This is a genomic window from Solimonas sp. K1W22B-7, assembly GCF_003428335.1.
In the GTDB taxonomy this organism is placed as follows: domain Bacteria; phylum Pseudomonadota; class Gammaproteobacteria; order Nevskiales; family Nevskiaceae; genus Solimonas_A.
In genome coordinates, this window is the sequence record NZ_CP031704.1 from 5,216,157 (window position 1) to 5,233,413 (window position 17,257).

The following is a 17,257-nucleotide window of genomic DNA, read 5'->3' on the forward strand; positions in this document are numbered from 1 at the left end:
TCTTTTCACGAATCCGGACCTGATGCATAGTTCAGGTAGGCCACGGGCCTGCCGCCCGGCCGTTTCGGCTGCGGTGCGGCAAGTTGGCATGGCACAAGACTTTTCTGAATTCGATTGCAACATGGGCGTTTCTGCCAGAACATGGAAAATGGTTCCCGCGACCGGGGACGTGACGGCATGAGCGCCCAGGTCCACTCACTCTACCCCGGCCAGCAGGGGCTCAACAGCCTCGCCCCGGAGGCAGCCGGCGAGTTGCTGCGCGAACTGCGCGGCTTGGTGATGCGCGGCCTGGGCGAGCGCCTGGGGCGCATGTTCAACGGCGCCGACGACCTGCTGTTCGACATGAGCGAGCGCGCGGCCAACAACGACCAGCAGCGCGTCTACTTCGACACCATGCGCGCGATCCGCCTCGGCCGGGCGCGCATCGCCGAGCAGTACGAAACCCGCATCCGTGAATCCTTCGAGACCCTCGGGGTGCAGGTCAACGGCGAACAGGCGGACCCCGGCGAAGTCGATTTCGAGAACCTGGCCCTGCTGGAAAGCGATGACCTGGAAGAGTCGATCGCCCTGTCCAACATGTCCGGCCGCGCCGAGACCGCCTACCAGAACGCGCTGTTCGAGCTGGAGAAGCGCCTGGAGTGGCTGGGCAAGCACAGCCCGCTGCAGCTGCCGCTGACGGCGATAGGGCCGGCCGGCTTCTGCGAGGCCTTCCGCGCCTCGCTCAAGGTGCTGGAGATCGAGTTCAGCATCAAGCTGGTGCTGTACAAGCTCTATGAGCGCCTGGTGATCGGCGATCTCGGATCCCTCTATGGCGAGATCCTGGCCCTGTTCGACCGCTTCGGCATCCACCCGGAAAAGAAGACCGGGCCGCGCAAGGCGAATGCCGCCATGGGTGGCGTGGGTGGCGCGGCGGCCGGCGCGGGCGGTCTCGCCGGCGGCCCGCCGCCGGCCAGCCTGCCGGGCCCGCTGCCCTCGCTGGACGAACAGACCCTGGGCCTGCTGCAGCAGTTCGGCGCGCAGTTCCCCGGCATGGGTGCCGGCGGCATGGGCGGACTGCCGGGCGCCGCGATGGGCGCCATGGGCGGCGGCATCCCCGGCTTCGGTGGAATGCAGGGCGGCCAGGCCTATCCCGGCGCGGTGCTGGGCAATGCCTACGCCGACGCCATGCTCGCCTCGGAGCTGATGTCCGCTGCGCGCGGCCAGAGCGTGCAGGGCCTGGACCCTGGCCACGCCTGGGCGATGACGCAGCGCGCCGGCCTGGTCGGGCGCATGTTCAACGAGATCGTTGCCGACCCGAACCTGCCGCGCGGGGTCACCGGCGCCATGGAAGACCTGCGCTTCCCGGTGATCAAGACCGCACTGTCCGACGTCAGCTTCTTCTCCGATCCGCAGCACCCGGTGCGCTCGCTGATCAACGACCTCGCCTCGATGGCGGCGTCGACGCGTGCCGGCGGCGCGCCCGCGGTGCAGCGCTTCGAGGAACTGGCGCGCAAGGTCAAGCAGCAGTTCGACCTCAATGCCGAGACCGTGCGGCCCAAGGCCCGCGAGGCGGCGCCGCTGGAGGAAAGCGACATCGAACGCTTCCTCGACCAGCAGATCGCCCATGGCCGCGAGCGCCGCCAGGCGATCGTCGAGAAGGTGCGCAAGGTCGTCTCGCAGGAACTGGAGCTGAACACGCTGACGCAGCCGGTGCCCGAGACCCTGGAGCCGCTGCTGCGCTCCGGCTGGGGTCCGATGATGGCGATGCGCCTGCTGCGCCACGGCCACGACAGCGAGGTCTGGCGCGCCGGCATGGAATTGCTGCACCGCGTGCTGTTCGCGCTGAACCCGAAATCCCCGAACGCCCGCACCGCCGCCGAGCGCGAGGCCCTGCGCCGCGACATCGGCGTGGCGCTGGCCGAGGTCGGCATGCCGGAAGACCGCATCGACCCGCTGCTGACCGGCCTGGAACAGGCCCTGGACGACGTCCATCACGACGCCGAGGAAGCGGTGAAGCGCCAGTCGCGGGAAGAGGCTGAAGCAGCCGAGGCGGCGGTGAAGAAAGCCAAGGCCAAGGCCAAGGGCAAGGTCAAGGAAGCCGCGACCATCGCCGTGCCGCCGCCGCCGGAACCGGCACCGGAGCCGGCACCGGCACCGGCCGCGGCAATCCCGTCGCCCGAGCAGATGCTCGAGCAGTTGCTGCAGGTCGGCAGCTGGTTCCGCGTTTACGACCGTTCCAACCACGACACCCGCTGGCTCAAGGTCACTTCCTGGTACCCGCAGACCCAGCGCGTGTCGTTTGCCGAGTTCGACGGCAAGAACGTGCTGACGCTGCACACCAAGGACCTCTTCGAGGACCTGATCAGCGGCCGCTCCGAACCCATCGACAGCGCGCCGGCGACCCTGAACCTGCTCAAGGTGCTGCGCGAGCAGAACCAGCCGCCGGCAGCTGCACCCGCCGCCGAACCGGCGGGCTGAGCGCAGCCCGCGCCGCTCGTCCGGGCGGCGCTACCGTTCATTTCACATGAATTGACCGTCTGGTCCGTTCGTCCGTCGCCGACGTCCCGCCGTCGGCGATCGCCACTCTGCCGGGATCCCCGGGGGTAGTCTGTACCTACGGCTGACGAAGACCTTCCGCAAGCGCCCCCCGGCCCCGGAAACTTCAACGGCCAAACTCTCCCCCAACCCGGATCCCCAACCACCGGGTTCTTGAACGGCCTGGTGCAAACCAGGCCGCTTTTTTTGCGCGCTCGCCGGGATTTTGTTATTTAAACTTTCATTTTGAATGAAAGTTTAATATTTAATAACGTCTCCCGACCCCATCGAGTCAGAAGCCGGACAACCAGGCCACCACGCGACGCGTCAGCGCGCGGGGGCTCAGGCGGGTCGCCAGGTCCATCGCCCAGGCCTGCAGGCCGACGGTCCAGTGGGTACGGCCCGGCCGGTTCGCCGCGCGCCACACCGTGTCGGCGACATTCTGCGGCGTCAGGCGCACGCCCATCGAGTCCAGGCTGCGCGCGCTGCCGGCGCCGACCGCGTCGATCATCGCGGTGCGCACGTACAGCGGCCAGATGTCCATCACGGCGACGCCCAGCGGCTGCCACTCCACCTGCAGCGCCTCGGTCAGGCCGCGCACCGCGAACTTGGTGGCGGAGTACACCGCCAGCGAGGGCGCGCCGTAGATCGCCGAGGCCGAGGCCATGTTGATCAGCCGCGCGCCGGGGGTCTGCTTCAGGTATGGCAGCGCGGCATGGCAGCCATTGATCACGCCCTTGAAGTTCACGTCGACCTGCCAGTGCTGCTTCGCCAGCGGGATATCGCCGAAAGCCCCGCTGACCAGCACGCCGGCATTGTTCAGCAGCACGTCGAGGCGGCCGCCGCTGGCGGCAAAGAAAGCCGCCAGCGTGGCGTCCCAGGCGGCCGGATCGGTGACGTCGAGCTTCGCCGACCAGCCCTGGGCGCCGAATTGCCGCGCCAGTGCGCTCGCGCCAGCCTCGTCGATGTCGCAGACGCCGACGAACCAGCCCTCGCGCGCAAAGCGCTCGGCGCAGGCGCGGCCGATGCCGGCGGCGGCGCCGGTGATCAGGATGGCCGAACGGGTCATGCCCAACGCTCCCTGAGCCAGGCGGCGATGCCTTCCAGCGATTCGGCGGCGGCGCGCAGCAGCCCGGCGTGCACCTGGAAGACGTGCCAGTAGCCGTCCCAGCGGCGGAAACTGACCTCGACACCGACGGCCTCGGCCGCTTCGCAGAGGCCTTCGGCGTCGGACAACAGGATCTCGTTGCTGCCGACCTCGATGCGCAGCGGCGGCAGGCCGGTGAGATCGGCCGCCAGCAGGTGCACGCGCGGATCGTCTGCCTCGACGCCGCCGCGGAAGTCGGCGCCGGTCAGGCGCGCCCACTTCGGCGTCAGCATCGGGTCACGCGCACCGATGCGCTCGACGCTTTCGCCGTCCAGGCCGGCATCGGCCCAGGGCGACAGCAGCACGGCTGCGGCCGGCTGCGGCAAGCCGATCTCGCGCAAGGCCAGCAGCAGCGATAGCGCCAGGTGACCGCCGGCGGAGTCGCCGGCCACGGCGATGCACTCTGCGGCCACGCCGTGATCCAGCAGGGCGCGATAGGCGGCCAGCGCGTCCTGCAGCTGCGCCGGATAGGCATGCTCCGGCGCCAGGCGGTATTCCGGCACGTAGACCGTGGCCCCGGTGAGCCGCGCCAGGCGGCCGGTGATCGCCCGGTGCGTGCGCGGCGAGCCCATGAAGTAGCCGCCGCCATGCAGGTAGAGGATGACGCTGCGGTTGAGCTGCGCATGGGCGCGTACGCGCTCGGCGGGACGGCCGCCCAGGGTCGTCGCTTCGTAGCGGCAGTCGCGCGGCGCCAGCATCGCCCGTGAGGTCAGTTCCAGCCAGCGGCGGCGCAGCCCCAGGGGCAGGCGCGGGTTGAACGCCGGCTTGATCGTGCCGCGCAGGACGGGCGGAATGAGTTTTTGCATCACCGGCATATCAGTTGGCCTTGTCCTTGATCTTGTCCTTCATGAAGCGCGCGATCAGCGGCTGGTAGCCGATGCCGAGCAGGCGCGCCAGCCATTCGATGACCACGGCGTCGCCGCCGACCAGGATGCGCGGGCGGTTGGCGCGGATGCCGCGCACGATGATCGCGGCGGCCTGCTCCGGCGTGGTGCGCGCCAGCTTCTCGAACTCGCTGCCGAGATCGCGATCCTTGACCGACTCGCCCTTGCGCGCGGTGCGCGCGATGTTGGTGCGGATGCCGCCGGGGTGCACGCAGCTGACCTGCACCGGGTGGCCCTCCATCGTCATCTCCAGGCGCAGTGCCTCGGTGTAGCCGCGCACGCCGAACTTGGCGGCGTTGTAGGCAGCGTTGCCGGGGGCGCCGATCAGGCCGAAGACGCTGGAGACGTTGACGACGTGGCCGTCGCCGGAGGCGATCAGCTGGGGCAGGAAGGCCTGGGTGCCGTAGGTGACGCCCCAGAAGTTGATGCCCATGAGCCATTCGAAGTCGGCCCAGGAGGTCTCGTCGGCCCGCGCCGCCACCGACACGCCGGCGTTGTTGAGCACCAGGTTGGCGTTGCCGAAGTCGCGCTTGACGTCCTCGGCATGGGCGTAGACCGCCTCGCGCTTCGAGACGTCCAGGGCGTAGCCGCGGGCCTCGATCCCCAGGGCCTCGCAGGCGGCGACCGTGCCGGCGAGACCGGCCTGGCTGACGTCGGACAGGGCCAGGCGACAGCCGGCGCGGCCCAGTTCCAGCGCGCAGGCCCGGCCGATACCGCTGCCGGCACCGGTGATGACGGCCACTTTTCCCATCAATTGCTTCATTTTCCGGCTTCTCCCCCGATTTTTGCGGGCGATCTTGGCATGGAATGAGCTTCTGGGGCTGACCCGGCCAACGTCGCCCGGCGGCCCCAGGGCGAACGTGGACTCGGCGGCGGGTCTGCTAACATTCGCCGCCCTTTTTACCCCTGACGACGGTTGGAACCAGCATGCGCAAGTGGCGCTGTCTCATCTGTGATTTCGAATACGACGAGGCCAAGGGCCTTCCCGACGAGGGCATTGCCCCCGGCACGCGCTGGGAGGACATCCCGGACAGCTGGACCTGCCCGGACTGCGGCGCCTCCAAGGCCGACTTCGACATGGTCCCGGCGTGAGCGCTCCGCTCACGATCCTCGGCAGCGGACACGCCGGCATCACGCTGGCCCGCGACCTGCGGAAACTGGCGCCTGAGCTGCCCCTGCGGCTGATCACGCGCGAGGATGGGCACTACTACTACAAGCCGGACCTGTCCAAGGCCTTCGCGGCCGGCAAGGACGCGGACGGCCTGATCAAGAATCCGCTGGAGCAGCTCGTGGAGCAGCTCAAGGCGGAGGTACTGGTGCGCAAGGACGTGACCGCGATCGACCCGGCGGCGCATGCCGTGCAGGTCGACGGCGAGTGGCTGCCCTACTCGAAGCTGGTGCTGGCCACCGGCGCCGACGTGCTGCGGCTGCCGATCGCCGGCGATGCGGCCGCGGCGGTGCTGTCGGTCAACGACCGCGAGGACTATGCCCGCTTCCGCGCCGTGCTCAAGCCCGGCGCGCGGGTGCTGATCATCGGCGCCGGCCTGATCGGCTGCGAGTTCGCCAACGACCTGGCGGCCCATGGCCATGCCGTGCGGGTGGTGGACATCGCCGCCTGGCCGCTCAACCGCCTGCTGCCCGAGGCCCAGGGCCGCGCGCTGCAGGAGGGCCTGTCGCGCCTCGGCGTGCAGTGGCAGCTCGGCAGCGGCGTGGCCAGCCTGGACCGGGCCGGCGATGCCGTCGAAGCGCGCTTCACCGACGGCGGTTCCGCCACGGTGGACGTGGTGCTGTCGGCGGTGGGCCTGCGCCCGCGCACCCAGCTGGCCGTGGCCTCGGGCCTGGCGGTGAAGGCCGGCATCGTGGTGGACGACCACCTGCAGACCTCGGCGGCGGATGTCTACGCCATCGGCGACTGCATCGAGGTCAACGGCCGCCTGCTGCCCTATATCCTGCCGATCGCCAACGCTTCCCGCGCCCTGGCGGCGACGCTGACCGGCACGCCGACCAAGGCCCGGTTCCCGGCGATGCCGGTGATCGTCAAGACGCCAGCCTGCCCGACCCTGGTCAACCCGCCGCCGCCGGTCGCGGGCGCCTGGGAGGTGACGGGCACGGCACCCGACCTGGAGGCGGTCTACAGGGACGCCGACGGCAAGCCGGTGGGTTTCGCCCTGACCGGGGCGGCCACCGCCAAGCGCGGGCAGTACGTACCCCTGATGCCGGCGGTTCACGAGCCGGCCTGACAAGAATCGCGGGCAGCCGTTGGCCCCGTCGAGGGATGACTTAATGTCATCCCGAGTTAAGCCAACGGCCGCTCCCACAACAGCTCCGTGGGAGCGGGCTTGCCCGCGAAATACAACCCCAAGGAAAACCCCATGTCCCAGTTCGACCAGGTCAGCGTTCTCAAGAAGGCCAACGTCTATTTCGACGGCAAGTGCGTCAGCCACACGGTGCTGCTGGCCGACGGCACGCGCAAGTCGGTGGGCGTGATCCTGCCGGCGACGCTGTTCTTCGGCACCGCCGCCCCGGAAATCATGGAACTGGTCGAGGGCCGCTGCCGCGTGCGCCTGAAGGGCGAAACCGCCTGGACGGACTACGCCGGCGGCCAGTCCTTCTCGGTGCCGGGCGACAGCGGCTTCGACATCGAGGCGCTGGAGCCGGTGCATTATGTCTGTCACTTCGGGTGATTCCTCGCGCTGAGGCAATGCCTGAATGGCATTGCCTGCGGCGGATCACGGGCGAGCAGGGGTCTCGCCATGGACGGCGCCACCGAGGCCGCAGAAGGCCCCTCACCCCAACCCTCTCCCCGCTAGCGGGGAGAGGGAGTGAGCCCGCCAGGAACGGCGTCCCGTGATACACAGGCGTCGGAATCTGCTTACAGGGCCAAAAACCCTAGGGCTGTAAACGGGTTGCGCATCCGCTAAACTCGTCCCCCTGTCGCCAGCGCCGGGGGGATTCGGCCTGCGCATCAACAAGTTTTCAAGAACGTTCAGGGAGTGATCATGCCGGTCAAAATTGCCGTGCTGAAAGAAACCGCCGCACGCGAAAAGCGCGTGGCGATGGTGCCCGCGGTCGCGGACAAGCTGGCCAAGCTCGGCTGCGAGATCAACATGCAGACCGGCGCAGGCCTGGCGAGCAAGATCCCGGACGCGGCGTTCAAGGGCGTCAATTTCGCCGCCAACCCGCAGGGTCTGGTGTCGGAGGCCGACATCGTCGTCTCCGTGCAGCCGCCGCCGGCCGACGTGGTCAACGCGATGAAGGACGGCAGCATCCTGCTGTCCTTCGTCTACGCGCACCGCGAGCCGGAAATCACCAAGCTGCTGCGCGACAAGAAGATCACCTGCTTCGCCATGGAGCTGGTGCCGCGCATCACGCGCGCCCAGTCGATGGACGCGCTGTCCTCGCAGGCCGCGCTGGCCGGCTACTACGGCGCGCTGCTCGGCGCCACCAGCATCGCGCGCATGATGCCGATGACCACGTTCGCGACCGGCTCGATCCGCCCCGGCACCATCCTGGTGATGGGCGTCGGCGTCGCCGGCCTGTCGGCGATCGCCACGGCGCGCCGTATCGGCGCCAAGGTGGAAGGCTACGACGTGCGTCCCGAGGTCAAGGAGCAGGTCGAGTCGCTGGGCGCGAAGTTCATCGACACCGGCGTGGATGCCCGCGGCACCGGCGGTTACGCCCGCGAGCTGACGCAGGAAGAGAAGGACAAGATCGCTTCGGTCGTCACCAAGCACATCCAGTCGGCCGACATCATCATCACCACCGCCGCCATCCCGGGCCGCCCCTCGCCGAAGCTGATCAGCAAGGCGCAGATCGACGGCATGAAGAACGGCTCGGTGATCATCGACCTCGCGGCGGAAGGCGGCGGCAACACCGAGTACACGCAGCCGGGCGAGACCATCCAGGTCGGCCAGGTCACGATCAACGCGCCGATCAACGTGCCGTCGCTGCTGGCCGAGCACGCCTCCGAGCTCTACGCCAAGAACCAGTACAACCTGATCGAGCTGTTCGTGAAGGACAAGGCGATCAACATCGACTGGGCCGACGAGGTGCTGGCCAAGTCCGCGTTGACGCATGCCGGCGAAATCAAGAACGAGGCCGCGAAGAAAGCGGTCGAAGGCTAAGGGGAAGAATCATGGAACACACCGGAACCGTCCTGACGGGCTTCGTCGCCCTCTACATCTTCATGCTCGCCGCGTTCACCGGCTACGAGATCATCGGCCGCGTGCCGTCGATCCTGCACACGCCGCTGATGTCGGGCTCCAACTTCGTGCACGGCATCGTCGTCGTGGGCGCGATCTACGCCACGCTCAACGCCACCTCGCTGCTGGAGCAGGCCATCGGCTTCTTCGGCGTGCTGCTGGGCGCCGGCAATGCCGCCGGCGGCTACGTCGTGACCGAGCGCATGCTCGACATGTTCAAGTCCTCGGACAAGAAGCCGGCGAACAAGTAAGGACCTGCCCATGAATGCCCAACTGCTTATCGAAGTCAGCGCACTCGCGGCTTCCTTCCTGTTCATCTACGGTCTCAAGCGCATGTCCTCGCCGGTCACGGCGCGCTCGGGCATCGTCGTTGCCGGCTACGGCATGCTGGTGGCGGTGCTGGCCAGCTTCCTCTACTACTTCGGCGTCAACGAGGCCGCCAAGCCGCATCTGATGACCAACGCCGCGGTGGCGTTCGTCGCGCTGGTGATCGGCGTGGGCTGGGCCTGGTGGAGCGGCAAGAAGGTCGAGATGACCGCCATGCCGCAGATGGTGGCGCTCTACAACGGCATGGGCGGCGGCTCCGCCGCGGCGATCGCCGCGATGGTGCTGCTGGCCACGCCGGCCGAGGGCGCCAGCCACGGCTGGCTGCACTACCTGGTCACCGTGTTCGGCGGCCTGATCGGCTCGGTCTCGCTGTCCGGCTCGCTGATCGCCTGGGCCAAGCTCGACGGCCGCATCAACAAGACGCTGCGCATGACCGGCATCCAGGCCATCAACGGCTCGATCATGCTGGCCACGCTGGGCATCGGCCTGTACATCGTCTTCGGCGCGCAGGGCCATGCATCGGCCGGCGTCACCGTGGCCTTCTTCGCCCTGGCCCTGATCTTCGGCGTGATGATGACCATGCCGATCGGCGGTGCCGACATGCCGGTGGTGATCTCGCTGTACAACGCTTTCACCGGCCTGGCCGTGGGCCTGGAAGGCTACGTGCTGAACAACCCGGCGCTGATGATCGCCGGCATGGTGGTGGGTTCCGCCGGTACGCTGCTGACGCTGCTGATGGCCAAGGCCATGAACCGCTCGGTGAGCAACGTGATCTTCTCCAACTTCGGCGCCACCGGCGACGAACAGCAGGGCGAGATCAAGGGCAGCATGAAGCCCACGGATGCCGGCGATGCCGGCATCCAGATGCGCTACGCCTCCAAGGTGATCATCGCCCCGGGCTACGGCCTGGCGGTGGCGCAGGCGCAGCACAAGCTCTTCGAGTTCGTGAAGCTGCTGCAGGCGGCCGGCGTGGAAGTGAAGTTCGCGATCCACCCGGTGGCGGGCCGCATGCCCGGCCACATGAACGTGCTGCTCGCCGAAGCCGGCGTGCCGTACGACATCATCTACGACATGGAAGACATCAACGGCGAGTTCAAGGAAGCCGATTTCGCCATCGTCATCGGCGCCAACGACACCGTGAACCCGGCCGCGCGCACCAACAAGTCCTCGCCGATCTACGGCATGCCGATCCTCAACGTCGACCAGGCCAAGCAGGTCTTCGTCGTGAAGCGCGGCCAGGGCAAGGGCTACTCGGGCGTGGAGAACGAGCTGTTCTTCGCCGACAACACCAACCTGGTGTACGGCGACGCGCAGAAGGTGATGGTCTCGATGATCCAGGCGATCAAGTCGCTGGATGGCGGCGGTCACTAGGTGCTACAGCAGGAATGTTGGGCATCGCTGCGCTCAGCCCAACCTACATTTCTGATTGCATGAAAGAAGCCGCCTCCGGGCGGCTTTTTTCATGCTTGCGGGGCAAGCTCGGGCATGAATCTGCCGCGCCGGGCCATGGGGCCCGGCGGGCAGTGAAGCTATCTTGTGAAAGAACGACGGACGATTCCGCGACCTATTCGCGGATGCCGCAGCAGAGCCCTACTCGGTCAGCCCGGGGCGCCCGTGTCGGCGTCAAGCCTCTCGCCTGTAGCCCAGGTGCACCTGGGCTCATGGCCATATTTTAAATCCTGCGCAGGCGGAATCCCTAACGGAGTTCCGTATTTCTGCGGCCTGCGAAAGCGGCGTGGCTCGGAGGCGGGAATGCCTGCAGATCCAGGCGGATGGCGGCATCCGCTTGCAGCCACGGCCGGAGAGCGTCAGCATCCGCGCCATGGAACAGACCCAAGCCCTAGAAATCATCCGTTCGCTCGCCAAGGGCGCCGATCCCGCCACCGGCGAAGCCTTGCCCGCCGAGCATGTCTGCCTGCAGGCGGACGTGCTCAGCGCCCTGAGCCTCGCCATGGAAGCCCTGCAGCGCGCTGCCAGCGCGCAGAAGAAGAACCAGGGCCTGCCGCCCAGCACTGGCAAGCCCTGGGCGCCGGACGAGGACCAGGCGCTGGTCGCCGCCTTCGATGCCGGCAGCACGATCAAGCAGCTGGCCGCGGCGCACCTGCGCACCAACGGCGCGGTCCGCTCGCGGCTGATGAAGCTCGGCAAGATCGATCCGCACCAGAAGCCCTGAGCGCGATGCCGGTCCGGCTGAGGCAGGCGCGGGCAGGCGACGTCGATACGCTGGCGCCGCTGTTCGATGCCTATCGCCAGTTCTACGGGCAGGCCCCGGACCTGGCGCTGGCCCATCGCTTCCTGGCGGAGCGGCTCGGCCGGCTGGAGTCGGTGGTGTTCCTGGCAACCGGCGAGGCGGACGAGGCCCTGGGATTCACGCAGCTGTTCCCGGTGTTCTCGTCGGTGCGGGCCCGCCGCACCTACACGCTCAACGATCTGTTCGTGGTGCCGGAGGCTCGCCGCCGGGGCGTGGCCCTGCGCCTGCTGGAAGCCGCGGCGGCGTTCGGCCGCGAGCAGGGCGCGGCGCGGCTGTCGCTGGCGACGGCGCTGGACAACATCCCGGCGCAGCGGCTCTACGAATCGCTGGGGTGGAAGCGCGACGAGGCGTTCTGTCACTACCACCTGGCACTCTAGCGGCATGAAGAAAATCTTGATGGGCCTGCTGTTGCTGTTGGCCGCCGCTCCGGCACTGGCGGAGGATTTCAATGTCGAGGATGCCCTGGTCAAGCCGCCACCCGCAGTGCAGCGCGTGTTGCAAGGCCTGGACGTGACTAGGGAATTCCATTGTGCTTTCGAAGGCCGGGCCGTGGACCTGGACAGCGATGGCAGGGCTACGGACTTCATCGCGACCACGAGCCAGGGCTGCGCCTGGGGCGCGGCAGCCGGCCCGATAGAGGTGCTGCGCTGCGAAGCCGAGCGCTGCAAGCTGGTGCTGGACGGCACTGGCTACAGCCTGACGCTGGGCAGACCGCAGCCGGGCAGCCTGCGCAACGTGGCGATCTCCAGCGGCACGGCCAACCTCTACCAGGAAGAGCTCTGGAAATATGATGGGCAGCAGTACAAGAAGGCGCGCAGCTACATGGGCGCGCGGCGCTGAGCCCGAGCCTTCACCCTGAGCGCAACGACGATCCGGCTGAGGCAGCGACGTAGGTTGGGCCGAGCGTAGCGATGCCCAACATGCAGGGTCCGAGTTGTTGGGCATCGCTATGCTCACCCCACCTACGGGGCTAGAGGCGCCTACGTCTGGCAGCCTAACCTACGGGCTACGGGCCCTGAGCCGCCGACTGCCGGCAGTCGGCCGGAAGGTATTTCTGCGGCATGTCGTCGCCCCCCCGGCAATGCCAGCCTTCGATGCCTCTATTGATCGGCGTCAGCACGACGGACTTGCCGGCGACCGGCGTCGGTGCATCGAAGCGGATGAGGATCGCGCCCTCGGGTTGCACCTCGATCGTGGCGCCGTACTGCGGCAGCGCCTTCGGCCCAGGCATCCCGAGTTCTTCGTAGCTGACGACGGCGTCCTCGCCGTTGAGCAGATGCTCGCCCACCACAGCCTTGAGGACGCGGGTTTCGATGAGCGCCCCGGTAACCTTCGCCCGGATCGTGTAGTCCTGGTAGGCCGGGATGGCGATGGCCGCGAGGATGCCGATGAAGAATATGAAGAAGAGGAACAGCGCGATCACGATCGCGGCGGCGCCGCCCTTGCCGTGCAGCTGCTCGAAGTCCCATAGCTCGGGTTCGTAAGTGTCCTTCTCGATGACCACGGTGCCGGCGAGCATGTCGTGCAGGCCGCGATGGCGGCGGTTGAACAGCACCATCATCATGGGCAGCCAGAAAAAGGCGCCCAGCAGCATGGCCAGATAGCGCAGCGCGCCGCGCACGAAGCCGATGCGCTGGCCGTGCTTGTCCACCACGATCAGCCCGGTGGCGCGCTTGCCGAACGAGGCCATGGCCTCGCTGGAGTGGGTGAGGCCGAAGTACGCGGCGATGAAGACTATCGCCAACAGGTAGCCGTAGCCCAGCACCGCTCCAGGGTTGTCGCCACCCAGGGCGCCCCCGATGAAGAAGGCCACGAAGCTCAGCAGCGAACCCAGCAGGGTGTCCAGCAGGTTGGCGCCAATGCGCGCGCCGTGCCCCGCGGGCACATTGACCTGGGCAGGGACCGTGCGCTGCCGCGCTGCCGCCGGCAGCGGCGGCGGGGCGGTGGCGGCCTGCGGCAGGGAAATTCCCAGCAACCCCAGGGCATCGTATGCCGGCACCCAGGCCGGCTGTCCCGGCTGCCAGGCGAAGTCGCCCTGCTGCACCTCGCCTCGCGCGGCTCGCCCGGCGAGCTGGGTGCGCGTGTAAGGGCCGGTCTGCTGGCCGTCGCGTGCAAGATAGATCTGTTCGCTCATCAATCCCTCGGAGAATTCCCTGGACGCTGGCCATGCGGCAGCGCAAAGCGCGCTTATCGCTTACCGGCATGTTGTTCGCAACCTGATTGTACTGTCAGGTCGCGGTGCCTCCCGCCCATTGGCCGCCCGCCGGGAGCCATGTCGTGCGGAAGGACACACAGGTGCTGCTGGGTCAGCCGAGCCGGCATCCGGACGCGCTGGCGGCGGCCCTGGAGCGTCTGTTCAAGACCCGCACGCAGGTGAAGCGAGCCTGGCTCGCTCATTTCCACAACCCGGAGACCGGCGATCCGCCGCATACGCTGATCGCGGTGGAAGCGACCGGCGACCGCGACGCGCTGATCGCCGAGGCCGGGATGGTGGCGCAGAATGTGTCGATCCCCGATCCGCCGGTGGATTTCGTGGCGATCACCGGCCACGGAGGGGGCGTGGAGGACTACTTCCTCAAGAGCGCCAAGCCGTTCTATTCGCGCCGGTTCCTCGGCCTGTTCTGATCCCCTGGCTAGAATCTGTCCGGTGATGCAGCTTGGGCTGCCGGAAGCAGGGGTCACCGGGCGAGCGTAGCAATGCCCGGAATGCGAGGCCAGGAACGTTGGGCATCGCTGCGCTCAGCCCAACCTACGGGCTGTCGCGGCCTGCATGTCGGATGAGTTCAAGGAGCACCACAATGTGGCAGATCGAATTTACCTCGGCGAAGTTCTGCCCCTATCTGCCGGAGGACAGCCAGGCCAATCCGGGCGTCTATGGATTCGAACTGGCGCACTGGCTGTCGCTGGAGCTGATGAAGCGCGGGGTCGTCACCGGCTATCCGCTGGGCGAGGACTGGGGCTGGTTCATCGAACGCATCGAGGGCGAGACCGAGCTGATGATCTGCTGCTCCAGCCAGGCCGATGAAGGCGAGGGCTACAAGGGGCTGCCGATCCAGTGGAGCATCTTCATCCGGGCGCCCGGCGGGCTGTTCAGGAAACGCGCGGGCCCCGCGGCCGAACGTGCCACGGCCACCCTGTCGCAGCACATCCTTGCCGCCCTGCAGTCGGCGGGGATCGAAGTCCGGCCGGCTTGAGATCGCCGTCGCCATCGGCAGGCCCCAAGCCCGGCTAGAATCTGTCCAGGGCGCAAGCAGGAGGCGGGCGTGACGGGGGTTCACCGGGTGGTGCTGGTGGAGGACGAGCCGCAGGTGCGCGAGCGGCTGGCGCGCGCCGTGGCGGCCGACGCCGGCCTGCAGCTGCTGGGCGCTGCCGGTAGCTGCGCCGAGGCGCGTGAACTGCTGCGCCTGTGCCCGCCCGAGGTGCTGCTGGTGGACCTGGGCCTGCCCGACGGACGCGGTTCCGAGCTGATCCGCGAGGCGCTGGCGCTGCGCGCCGATACCCTGGTGATGGTGATCTCGGTGTTCGGCGACGAGGCGCACGTGGTGGAGGCGATCGAGGCCGGCGCCTGCTCCTACCTGCTCAAGGACGCCAGCGCGCCGCAGGTGGGACGCGCGATCCGCGAGATGCTGGAGGGCGGCTCGCCGATGAGTGCGCGCGTGGCGCGCCACCTGTTGCAGCGCTTCCACAAGCCCGCGCCGGTGCCGGTCGTGCCGTCGTCGCGCTTCCTGTCCGACCGCGAGACCGACGTGCTCGACCTGGTCGCCAAGGGCTATGCCTATGCCGAGATCGGCGATGCGCTGGGCATTTCGATCAACACCGTGGGCACCTACGTGAAGCAGATCTACCGCAAGCTGGCGGTCAGCTCGCGCGGCGAGGCGGTGTTCGAGGCGACGCAGCAGGGGCTGATCGGTCCCGGCGCACCGCGCGGCCGGGCGCACTAGCTCCCTCCCCCCGTTCATGCTTCGACAGGCTCGGGACGAACAGGGGGAGGCCGGCGGCGTGACCCGCATCGCCTTGCGCGCGCTGCTGCATGTCGCGGTCTGCGCGGCCTTCTATCTCGGCATCGTGGCGATGCATCGCATCGAGCCGCCGGGCCCGGTGGACCGGATCGCCTGGCAGTTCTCTTCCGAAAGCGACACCCCCGAGCCCGTGTCGCTGCCGCATGAGCGCAACCTGCTGCACTCCGCGCGCTACGAGGGACGCTTTGCGCTGGCGGCGATTCCCGCAGAGCCCTGGGCGCTTTACCTGCAGAGCTTCAGCCACCCGCCGTCGGTGAGCATCAACGGCGTGCCGTTGCGCAGCGGCGCCGAACGGCATCGCCAGCGTTTCCAGCCCCTGCTGCTGTCGATCCCGCCGCCGCTGCTGCGCAGCGGCGGGAACCTCGTCGTCATCGATGTTCCGCGTGTGCCGCAGCAGCGCAGCTTCCTCGGCGAAGTGCAGCTGGGCCCGGAAACGGCGCTGGCGCCGCGCCATGCGCTGCGCGTGCTGCTGAAACGCGACGGCGTGATGGCCCTGGTGATTGCGTCCCTCGTGCTCGGCGGCGTCAGCCTGATGCTGTGGCTGGGCCGGCGCCAGCAACGCATCTATCTCTGGCATGCACTGACCTGCTTCGCCGGCGGGCTCTACTACCCTTGCTTCCTGTTCGCGCGCGCCCCTTTGCCGGAGCCCGCGTGGACGATGCTGCCCTACCTGCTGTTCGCCTGGTTCGTGGTGGCCTCGGCGATGCTGGGCATGTACTACGTCGGCGAGCGCCGGCCGGGCCTGGCGCGCGGACTGCTGCGCGTCGCGGCGGCGGCGCCGCTGCTGTTGCTCGCGGCAGGTCTGCTGGTCGGCGATCAGGTTCTGTACGGGCGGATGCTGCCGGCGTTCCAGTTCGCGGTGCTGGGCCTGGGCAGCTGGACGATGTACCGGCTCTACATCCGCGAGCTGCTGCCGCGCAGCGACGCCACGGCTTTCTGGATGCTGCAGTCGGCGCTGCTGCTGGCGGTGACGGCGCTGCACGACTCGCTGCTGCTGGCCGGCCTCATCGCGCCCTGGGACGGGCTGTTCTTCCCCTTTGCGGGGCCGCTGCCGCTGGCCACTTTCACCTGGGTGCTGCTGCAGCGCTTCCTGGCCGCACTGAACGAGGCGGAAACGCTGAACCGGGAGCTGGCCGACCGCGTGGCGCAGCGCGAGGCGCAGATCGCGGCGAGCTATCGCGAGCTGGAGCGCGCCGGGCAGGAGCGGGTGATCGCGGCGGAGCGCGAGCGCCTGTTCGCCGACATGCACGATGGCCTGGGCGGCACGCTGGTGGCGGCGCTGGCACGGCTGGACAACGAGGGGGCCGGCGACACGCCGGCGGCGCGCGCACTGCAAGGGGCGCTGGACGACCTGCGCCTGATCCTGTTCTCGCTGGATCCGGGCGAGCTGTCGCTGAAGGCGGCCCTGGCATTGCTGCGCGAGCGGCTGGACCCGGCGAGCCTCGATGCGGGGGTGACGCTGCAGTTCGAGCTGCGCGGATTGCCGGACGAGCTGCGCTGGCCGCCGGCGGCGCTGCTGCAGCTGCTGCGCGTGGTGCAGGAGGCTGCGCACAACGCGCTGCGCCATGCGCGGGCGACCCGGCTGCGGGTGGTGGCGGAGACGGTGGGCGAGCACTTGCTGCTGACGGTGGAGGACGATGGCGTGGGCTTCGACGCGACGCGGGAGCGGCCCGGGCACCACGGGCTGGCGAACCTGCGGCGGCGCGCGCTGCGGCTGGGCGGGGAGATCGAGTGGACGGGGCTGCAGCCAGGGACGCGGGTGAGGTTGCTTGTGCCGGTGATGCCGGTGGAGGGGAGGTAGGGCGGGGCCGAGCCCTTCTGGCGGCAGGTCCGTGCGTACCGCCGACGCACCACCCTCACCCTAACCCTCTCCCGCCAGCGGGAGAGGGGATAAGTTATGGATTCCGCGAACT

At 68.6% G+C, this 17,257-nt stretch carries 18 protein-coding genes; 14 read left to right on the forward strand and 4 right to left on the reverse strand.

What is annotated here, in order from left to right:
- Positions 1 to 177: 177 nt before the first annotated feature.
- Positions 178 to 2,457, forward strand: coding sequence for a DUF1631 family protein (locus D0B54_RS23335; RefSeq protein ID WP_162932654.1), 2,280 nt, complete (start codon positions 178 to 180; stop codon positions 2,455 to 2,457).
- A gap of 349 nt (positions 2,458 to 2,806) precedes the next feature.
- On the opposite strand, the gene D0B54_RS23340 is transcribed toward D0B54_RS23335, so the two are convergent.
- Genes D0B54_RS23340 through D0B54_RS23350 form a run of 3 tightly spaced genes read right to left on the reverse strand, consistent with a single transcriptional unit; the run spans position 2,807 to position 5,308 of the window.
- Positions 2,807 to 3,583: an SDR family oxidoreductase gene (locus D0B54_RS23340; RefSeq protein WP_117294683.1), complete on the reverse strand. Its 777-nt coding sequence runs from the start codon at positions 3,581 to 3,583 to the stop codon at positions 2,807 to 2,809.
- Positions 3,580 to 4,467, reverse strand: coding sequence for an alpha/beta hydrolase (locus D0B54_RS23345; protein ID WP_162932655.1), 888 nt, complete (start codon positions 4,465 to 4,467; stop codon positions 3,580 to 3,582). The genes D0B54_RS23340 and D0B54_RS23345 overlap by 4 nt, the downstream gene beginning before the upstream one ends.
- A gap of 10 nt (positions 4,468 to 4,477) precedes the next feature.
- Complete coding sequence (locus tag D0B54_RS23350; protein ID WP_117294687.1) at positions 4,478 to 5,308, reverse strand: SDR family NAD(P)-dependent oxidoreductase; 831 nt, start codon at positions 5,306 to 5,308, stop codon at positions 4,478 to 4,480.
- Between the two features lie 164 nt (positions 5,309 to 5,472).
- Here D0B54_RS23350 and D0B54_RS23355 point away from each other — a divergent pair, with 164 nt between their 5' ends.
- The 9 genes from D0B54_RS23355 to D0B54_RS23395 all read left to right on the forward strand — a co-directional run bounded on the left by D0B54_RS23355 (position 5,473) and on the right by D0B54_RS23395 (position 12,165).
- On the forward strand, positions 5,473 to 5,637 hold the full coding sequence (locus tag D0B54_RS23355) for a rubredoxin (RefSeq protein WP_104229435.1): 165 nt from the start codon (positions 5,473 to 5,475) through the stop codon (positions 5,635 to 5,637).
- A complete protein-coding gene (locus D0B54_RS23360) occupies positions 5,634 to 6,785 on the forward strand; it encodes an FAD-dependent oxidoreductase (protein WP_117294689.1) in 1,152 nt (383 codons plus the stop codon). Before D0B54_RS23355 ends, D0B54_RS23360 begins: the two co-directional genes overlap by 4 nt.
- A 132-nt stretch (positions 6,786 to 6,917) precedes the next feature.
- Positions 6,918 to 7,229, forward strand: a complete 312-nt coding sequence (gene ppnP / locus D0B54_RS23365) for a pyrimidine/purine nucleoside phosphorylase (protein WP_117294691.1) — start codon at positions 6,918 to 6,920, stop codon at positions 7,227 to 7,229.
- 315 nt (positions 7,230 to 7,544) lie between these two features.
- On the forward strand, positions 7,545 to 8,669 hold the full coding sequence (locus tag D0B54_RS23370) for an NAD(P) transhydrogenase subunit alpha (protein WP_117294693.1): 1,125 nt from the start codon (positions 7,545 to 7,547) through the stop codon (positions 8,667 to 8,669).
- Positions 8,670 to 8,680: 11 nt separating this feature from the next.
- A complete protein-coding gene (locus D0B54_RS23375) occupies positions 8,681 to 8,998 on the forward strand; it encodes an NAD(P) transhydrogenase subunit alpha (RefSeq protein ID WP_117294695.1) in 318 nt (105 codons plus the stop codon).
- Between the two features lie 10 nt (positions 8,999 to 9,008).
- Positions 9,009 to 10,445: an NAD(P)(+) transhydrogenase (Re/Si-specific) subunit beta gene (locus D0B54_RS23380; protein WP_117294697.1), complete on the forward strand. Its 1,437-nt coding sequence runs from the start codon at positions 9,009 to 9,011 to the stop codon at positions 10,443 to 10,445.
- Positions 10,446 to 10,809: 364 nt separating this feature from the next.
- On the forward strand, positions 10,810 to 11,247 hold the full coding sequence (locus D0B54_RS23385; RefSeq protein WP_162932656.1) for a hypothetical protein: 438 nt from the start codon (positions 10,810 to 10,812) through the stop codon (positions 11,245 to 11,247).
- Between the two features lie 5 nt (positions 11,248 to 11,252).
- The gene (locus D0B54_RS23390) at positions 11,253 to 11,702 is read left to right on the forward strand and encodes a GNAT family N-acetyltransferase (protein WP_117294701.1); all 450 of its coding nucleotides are present in this window, start codon (positions 11,253 to 11,255) and stop codon (positions 11,700 to 11,702) included.
- Between the two features lie 4 nt (positions 11,703 to 11,706).
- On the forward strand, positions 11,707 to 12,165 hold the full coding sequence (locus tag D0B54_RS23395; protein ID WP_117294703.1) for a hypothetical protein: 459 nt from the start codon (positions 11,707 to 11,709) through the stop codon (positions 12,163 to 12,165).
- Between the two features lie 166 nt (positions 12,166 to 12,331).
- Here D0B54_RS23395 and D0B54_RS23400 read toward each other — a convergent pair whose 3' ends face one another.
- The gene (locus tag D0B54_RS23400; protein ID WP_117294705.1) at positions 12,332 to 13,459 is read right to left on the reverse strand and encodes an RDD family protein; all 1,128 of its coding nucleotides are present in this window, start codon (positions 13,457 to 13,459) and stop codon (positions 12,332 to 12,334) included.
- 143 nt (positions 13,460 to 13,602) lie between these two features.
- On the opposite strand from D0B54_RS23400, the gene D0B54_RS23405 reads away from it, so the two are divergent.
- The 4 genes from D0B54_RS23405 to D0B54_RS23420 all read left to right on the forward strand — a co-directional run bounded on the left by D0B54_RS23405 (position 13,603) and on the right by D0B54_RS23420 (position 17,145).
- A complete protein-coding gene (locus tag D0B54_RS23405; protein ID WP_162932657.1) occupies positions 13,603 to 13,950 on the forward strand; it encodes an enhanced serine sensitivity protein SseB C-terminal domain-containing protein in 348 nt (115 codons plus the stop codon).
- A 173-nt stretch (positions 13,951 to 14,123) separates the two neighbouring features.
- On the forward strand, positions 14,124 to 14,519 hold the full coding sequence (locus D0B54_RS23410; protein ID WP_117294709.1) for a hypothetical protein: 396 nt from the start codon (positions 14,124 to 14,126) through the stop codon (positions 14,517 to 14,519).
- Positions 14,520 to 14,588: 69 nt separating this feature from the next.
- Complete coding sequence (locus D0B54_RS23415; protein WP_117294710.1) at positions 14,589 to 15,266, forward strand: response regulator transcription factor; 678 nt, start codon at positions 14,589 to 14,591, stop codon at positions 15,264 to 15,266.
- Between the two features lie 58 nt (positions 15,267 to 15,324).
- Positions 15,325 to 17,145, forward strand: coding sequence for a sensor histidine kinase (locus tag D0B54_RS23420; RefSeq protein WP_117294712.1), 1,821 nt, complete (start codon positions 15,325 to 15,327; stop codon positions 17,143 to 17,145).
- Positions 17,146 to 17,257: the final 112 nt, after the last annotated feature.

What these genes read in the sequence shown, in the direction of transcription:
- D0B54_RS23335 (WP_162932654.1), top strand. Translation starts at nt 178, where the DNA reads ATGAGCGCCCAGGTCCACTCACTCTACCCCGGCCAGCAGGGGCTCAAC.
- D0B54_RS23355 (WP_104229435.1), top strand. Translation starts at nt 5,473, where the DNA reads ATGCGCAAGTGGCGCTGTCTCATCTGTGATTTCGAATACGACGAGGCC.
- D0B54_RS23400 (WP_117294705.1), bottom strand. Translation starts at nt 13,459, where the DNA reads ATGAGCGAACAGATCTATCTTGCACGCGACGGCCAGCAGACCGGCCCT.
- D0B54_RS23410 (WP_117294709.1), top strand. Translation starts at nt 14,124, where the DNA reads ATGTGGCAGATCGAATTTACCTCGGCGAAGTTCTGCCCCTATCTGCCG.
- D0B54_RS23350 (WP_117294687.1), bottom strand. Translation starts at nt 5,308, where the DNA reads ATGAAGCAATTGATGGGAAAAGTGGCCGTCATCACCGGTGCCGGCAGC.
- D0B54_RS23340 (WP_117294683.1), bottom strand. Translation starts at nt 3,583, where the DNA reads ATGACCCGTTCGGCCATCCTGATCACCGGCGCCGCCGCCGGCATCGGC.
- D0B54_RS23380 (WP_117294697.1), top strand. Translation starts at nt 9,009, where the DNA reads ATGAATGCCCAACTGCTTATCGAAGTCAGCGCACTCGCGGCTTCCTTC.
- ppnP (WP_117294691.1), top strand. Translation starts at nt 6,918, where the DNA reads ATGTCCCAGTTCGACCAGGTCAGCGTTCTCAAGAAGGCCAACGTCTAT.
- D0B54_RS23395 (WP_117294703.1), top strand. Translation starts at nt 11,707, where the DNA reads ATGAAGAAAATCTTGATGGGCCTGCTGTTGCTGTTGGCCGCCGCTCCG.
- D0B54_RS23390 (WP_117294701.1), top strand. Translation starts at nt 11,253, where the DNA reads ATGCCGGTCCGGCTGAGGCAGGCGCGGGCAGGCGACGTCGATACGCTG.
- D0B54_RS23375 (WP_117294695.1), top strand. Translation starts at nt 8,681, where the DNA reads ATGGAACACACCGGAACCGTCCTGACGGGCTTCGTCGCCCTCTACATC.
- D0B54_RS23370 (WP_117294693.1), top strand. Translation starts at nt 7,545, where the DNA reads ATGCCGGTCAAAATTGCCGTGCTGAAAGAAACCGCCGCACGCGAAAAG.
- D0B54_RS23345 (WP_162932655.1), bottom strand. Translation starts at nt 4,467, where the DNA reads ATGCAAAAACTCATTCCGCCCGTCCTGCGCGGCACGATCAAGCCGGCG.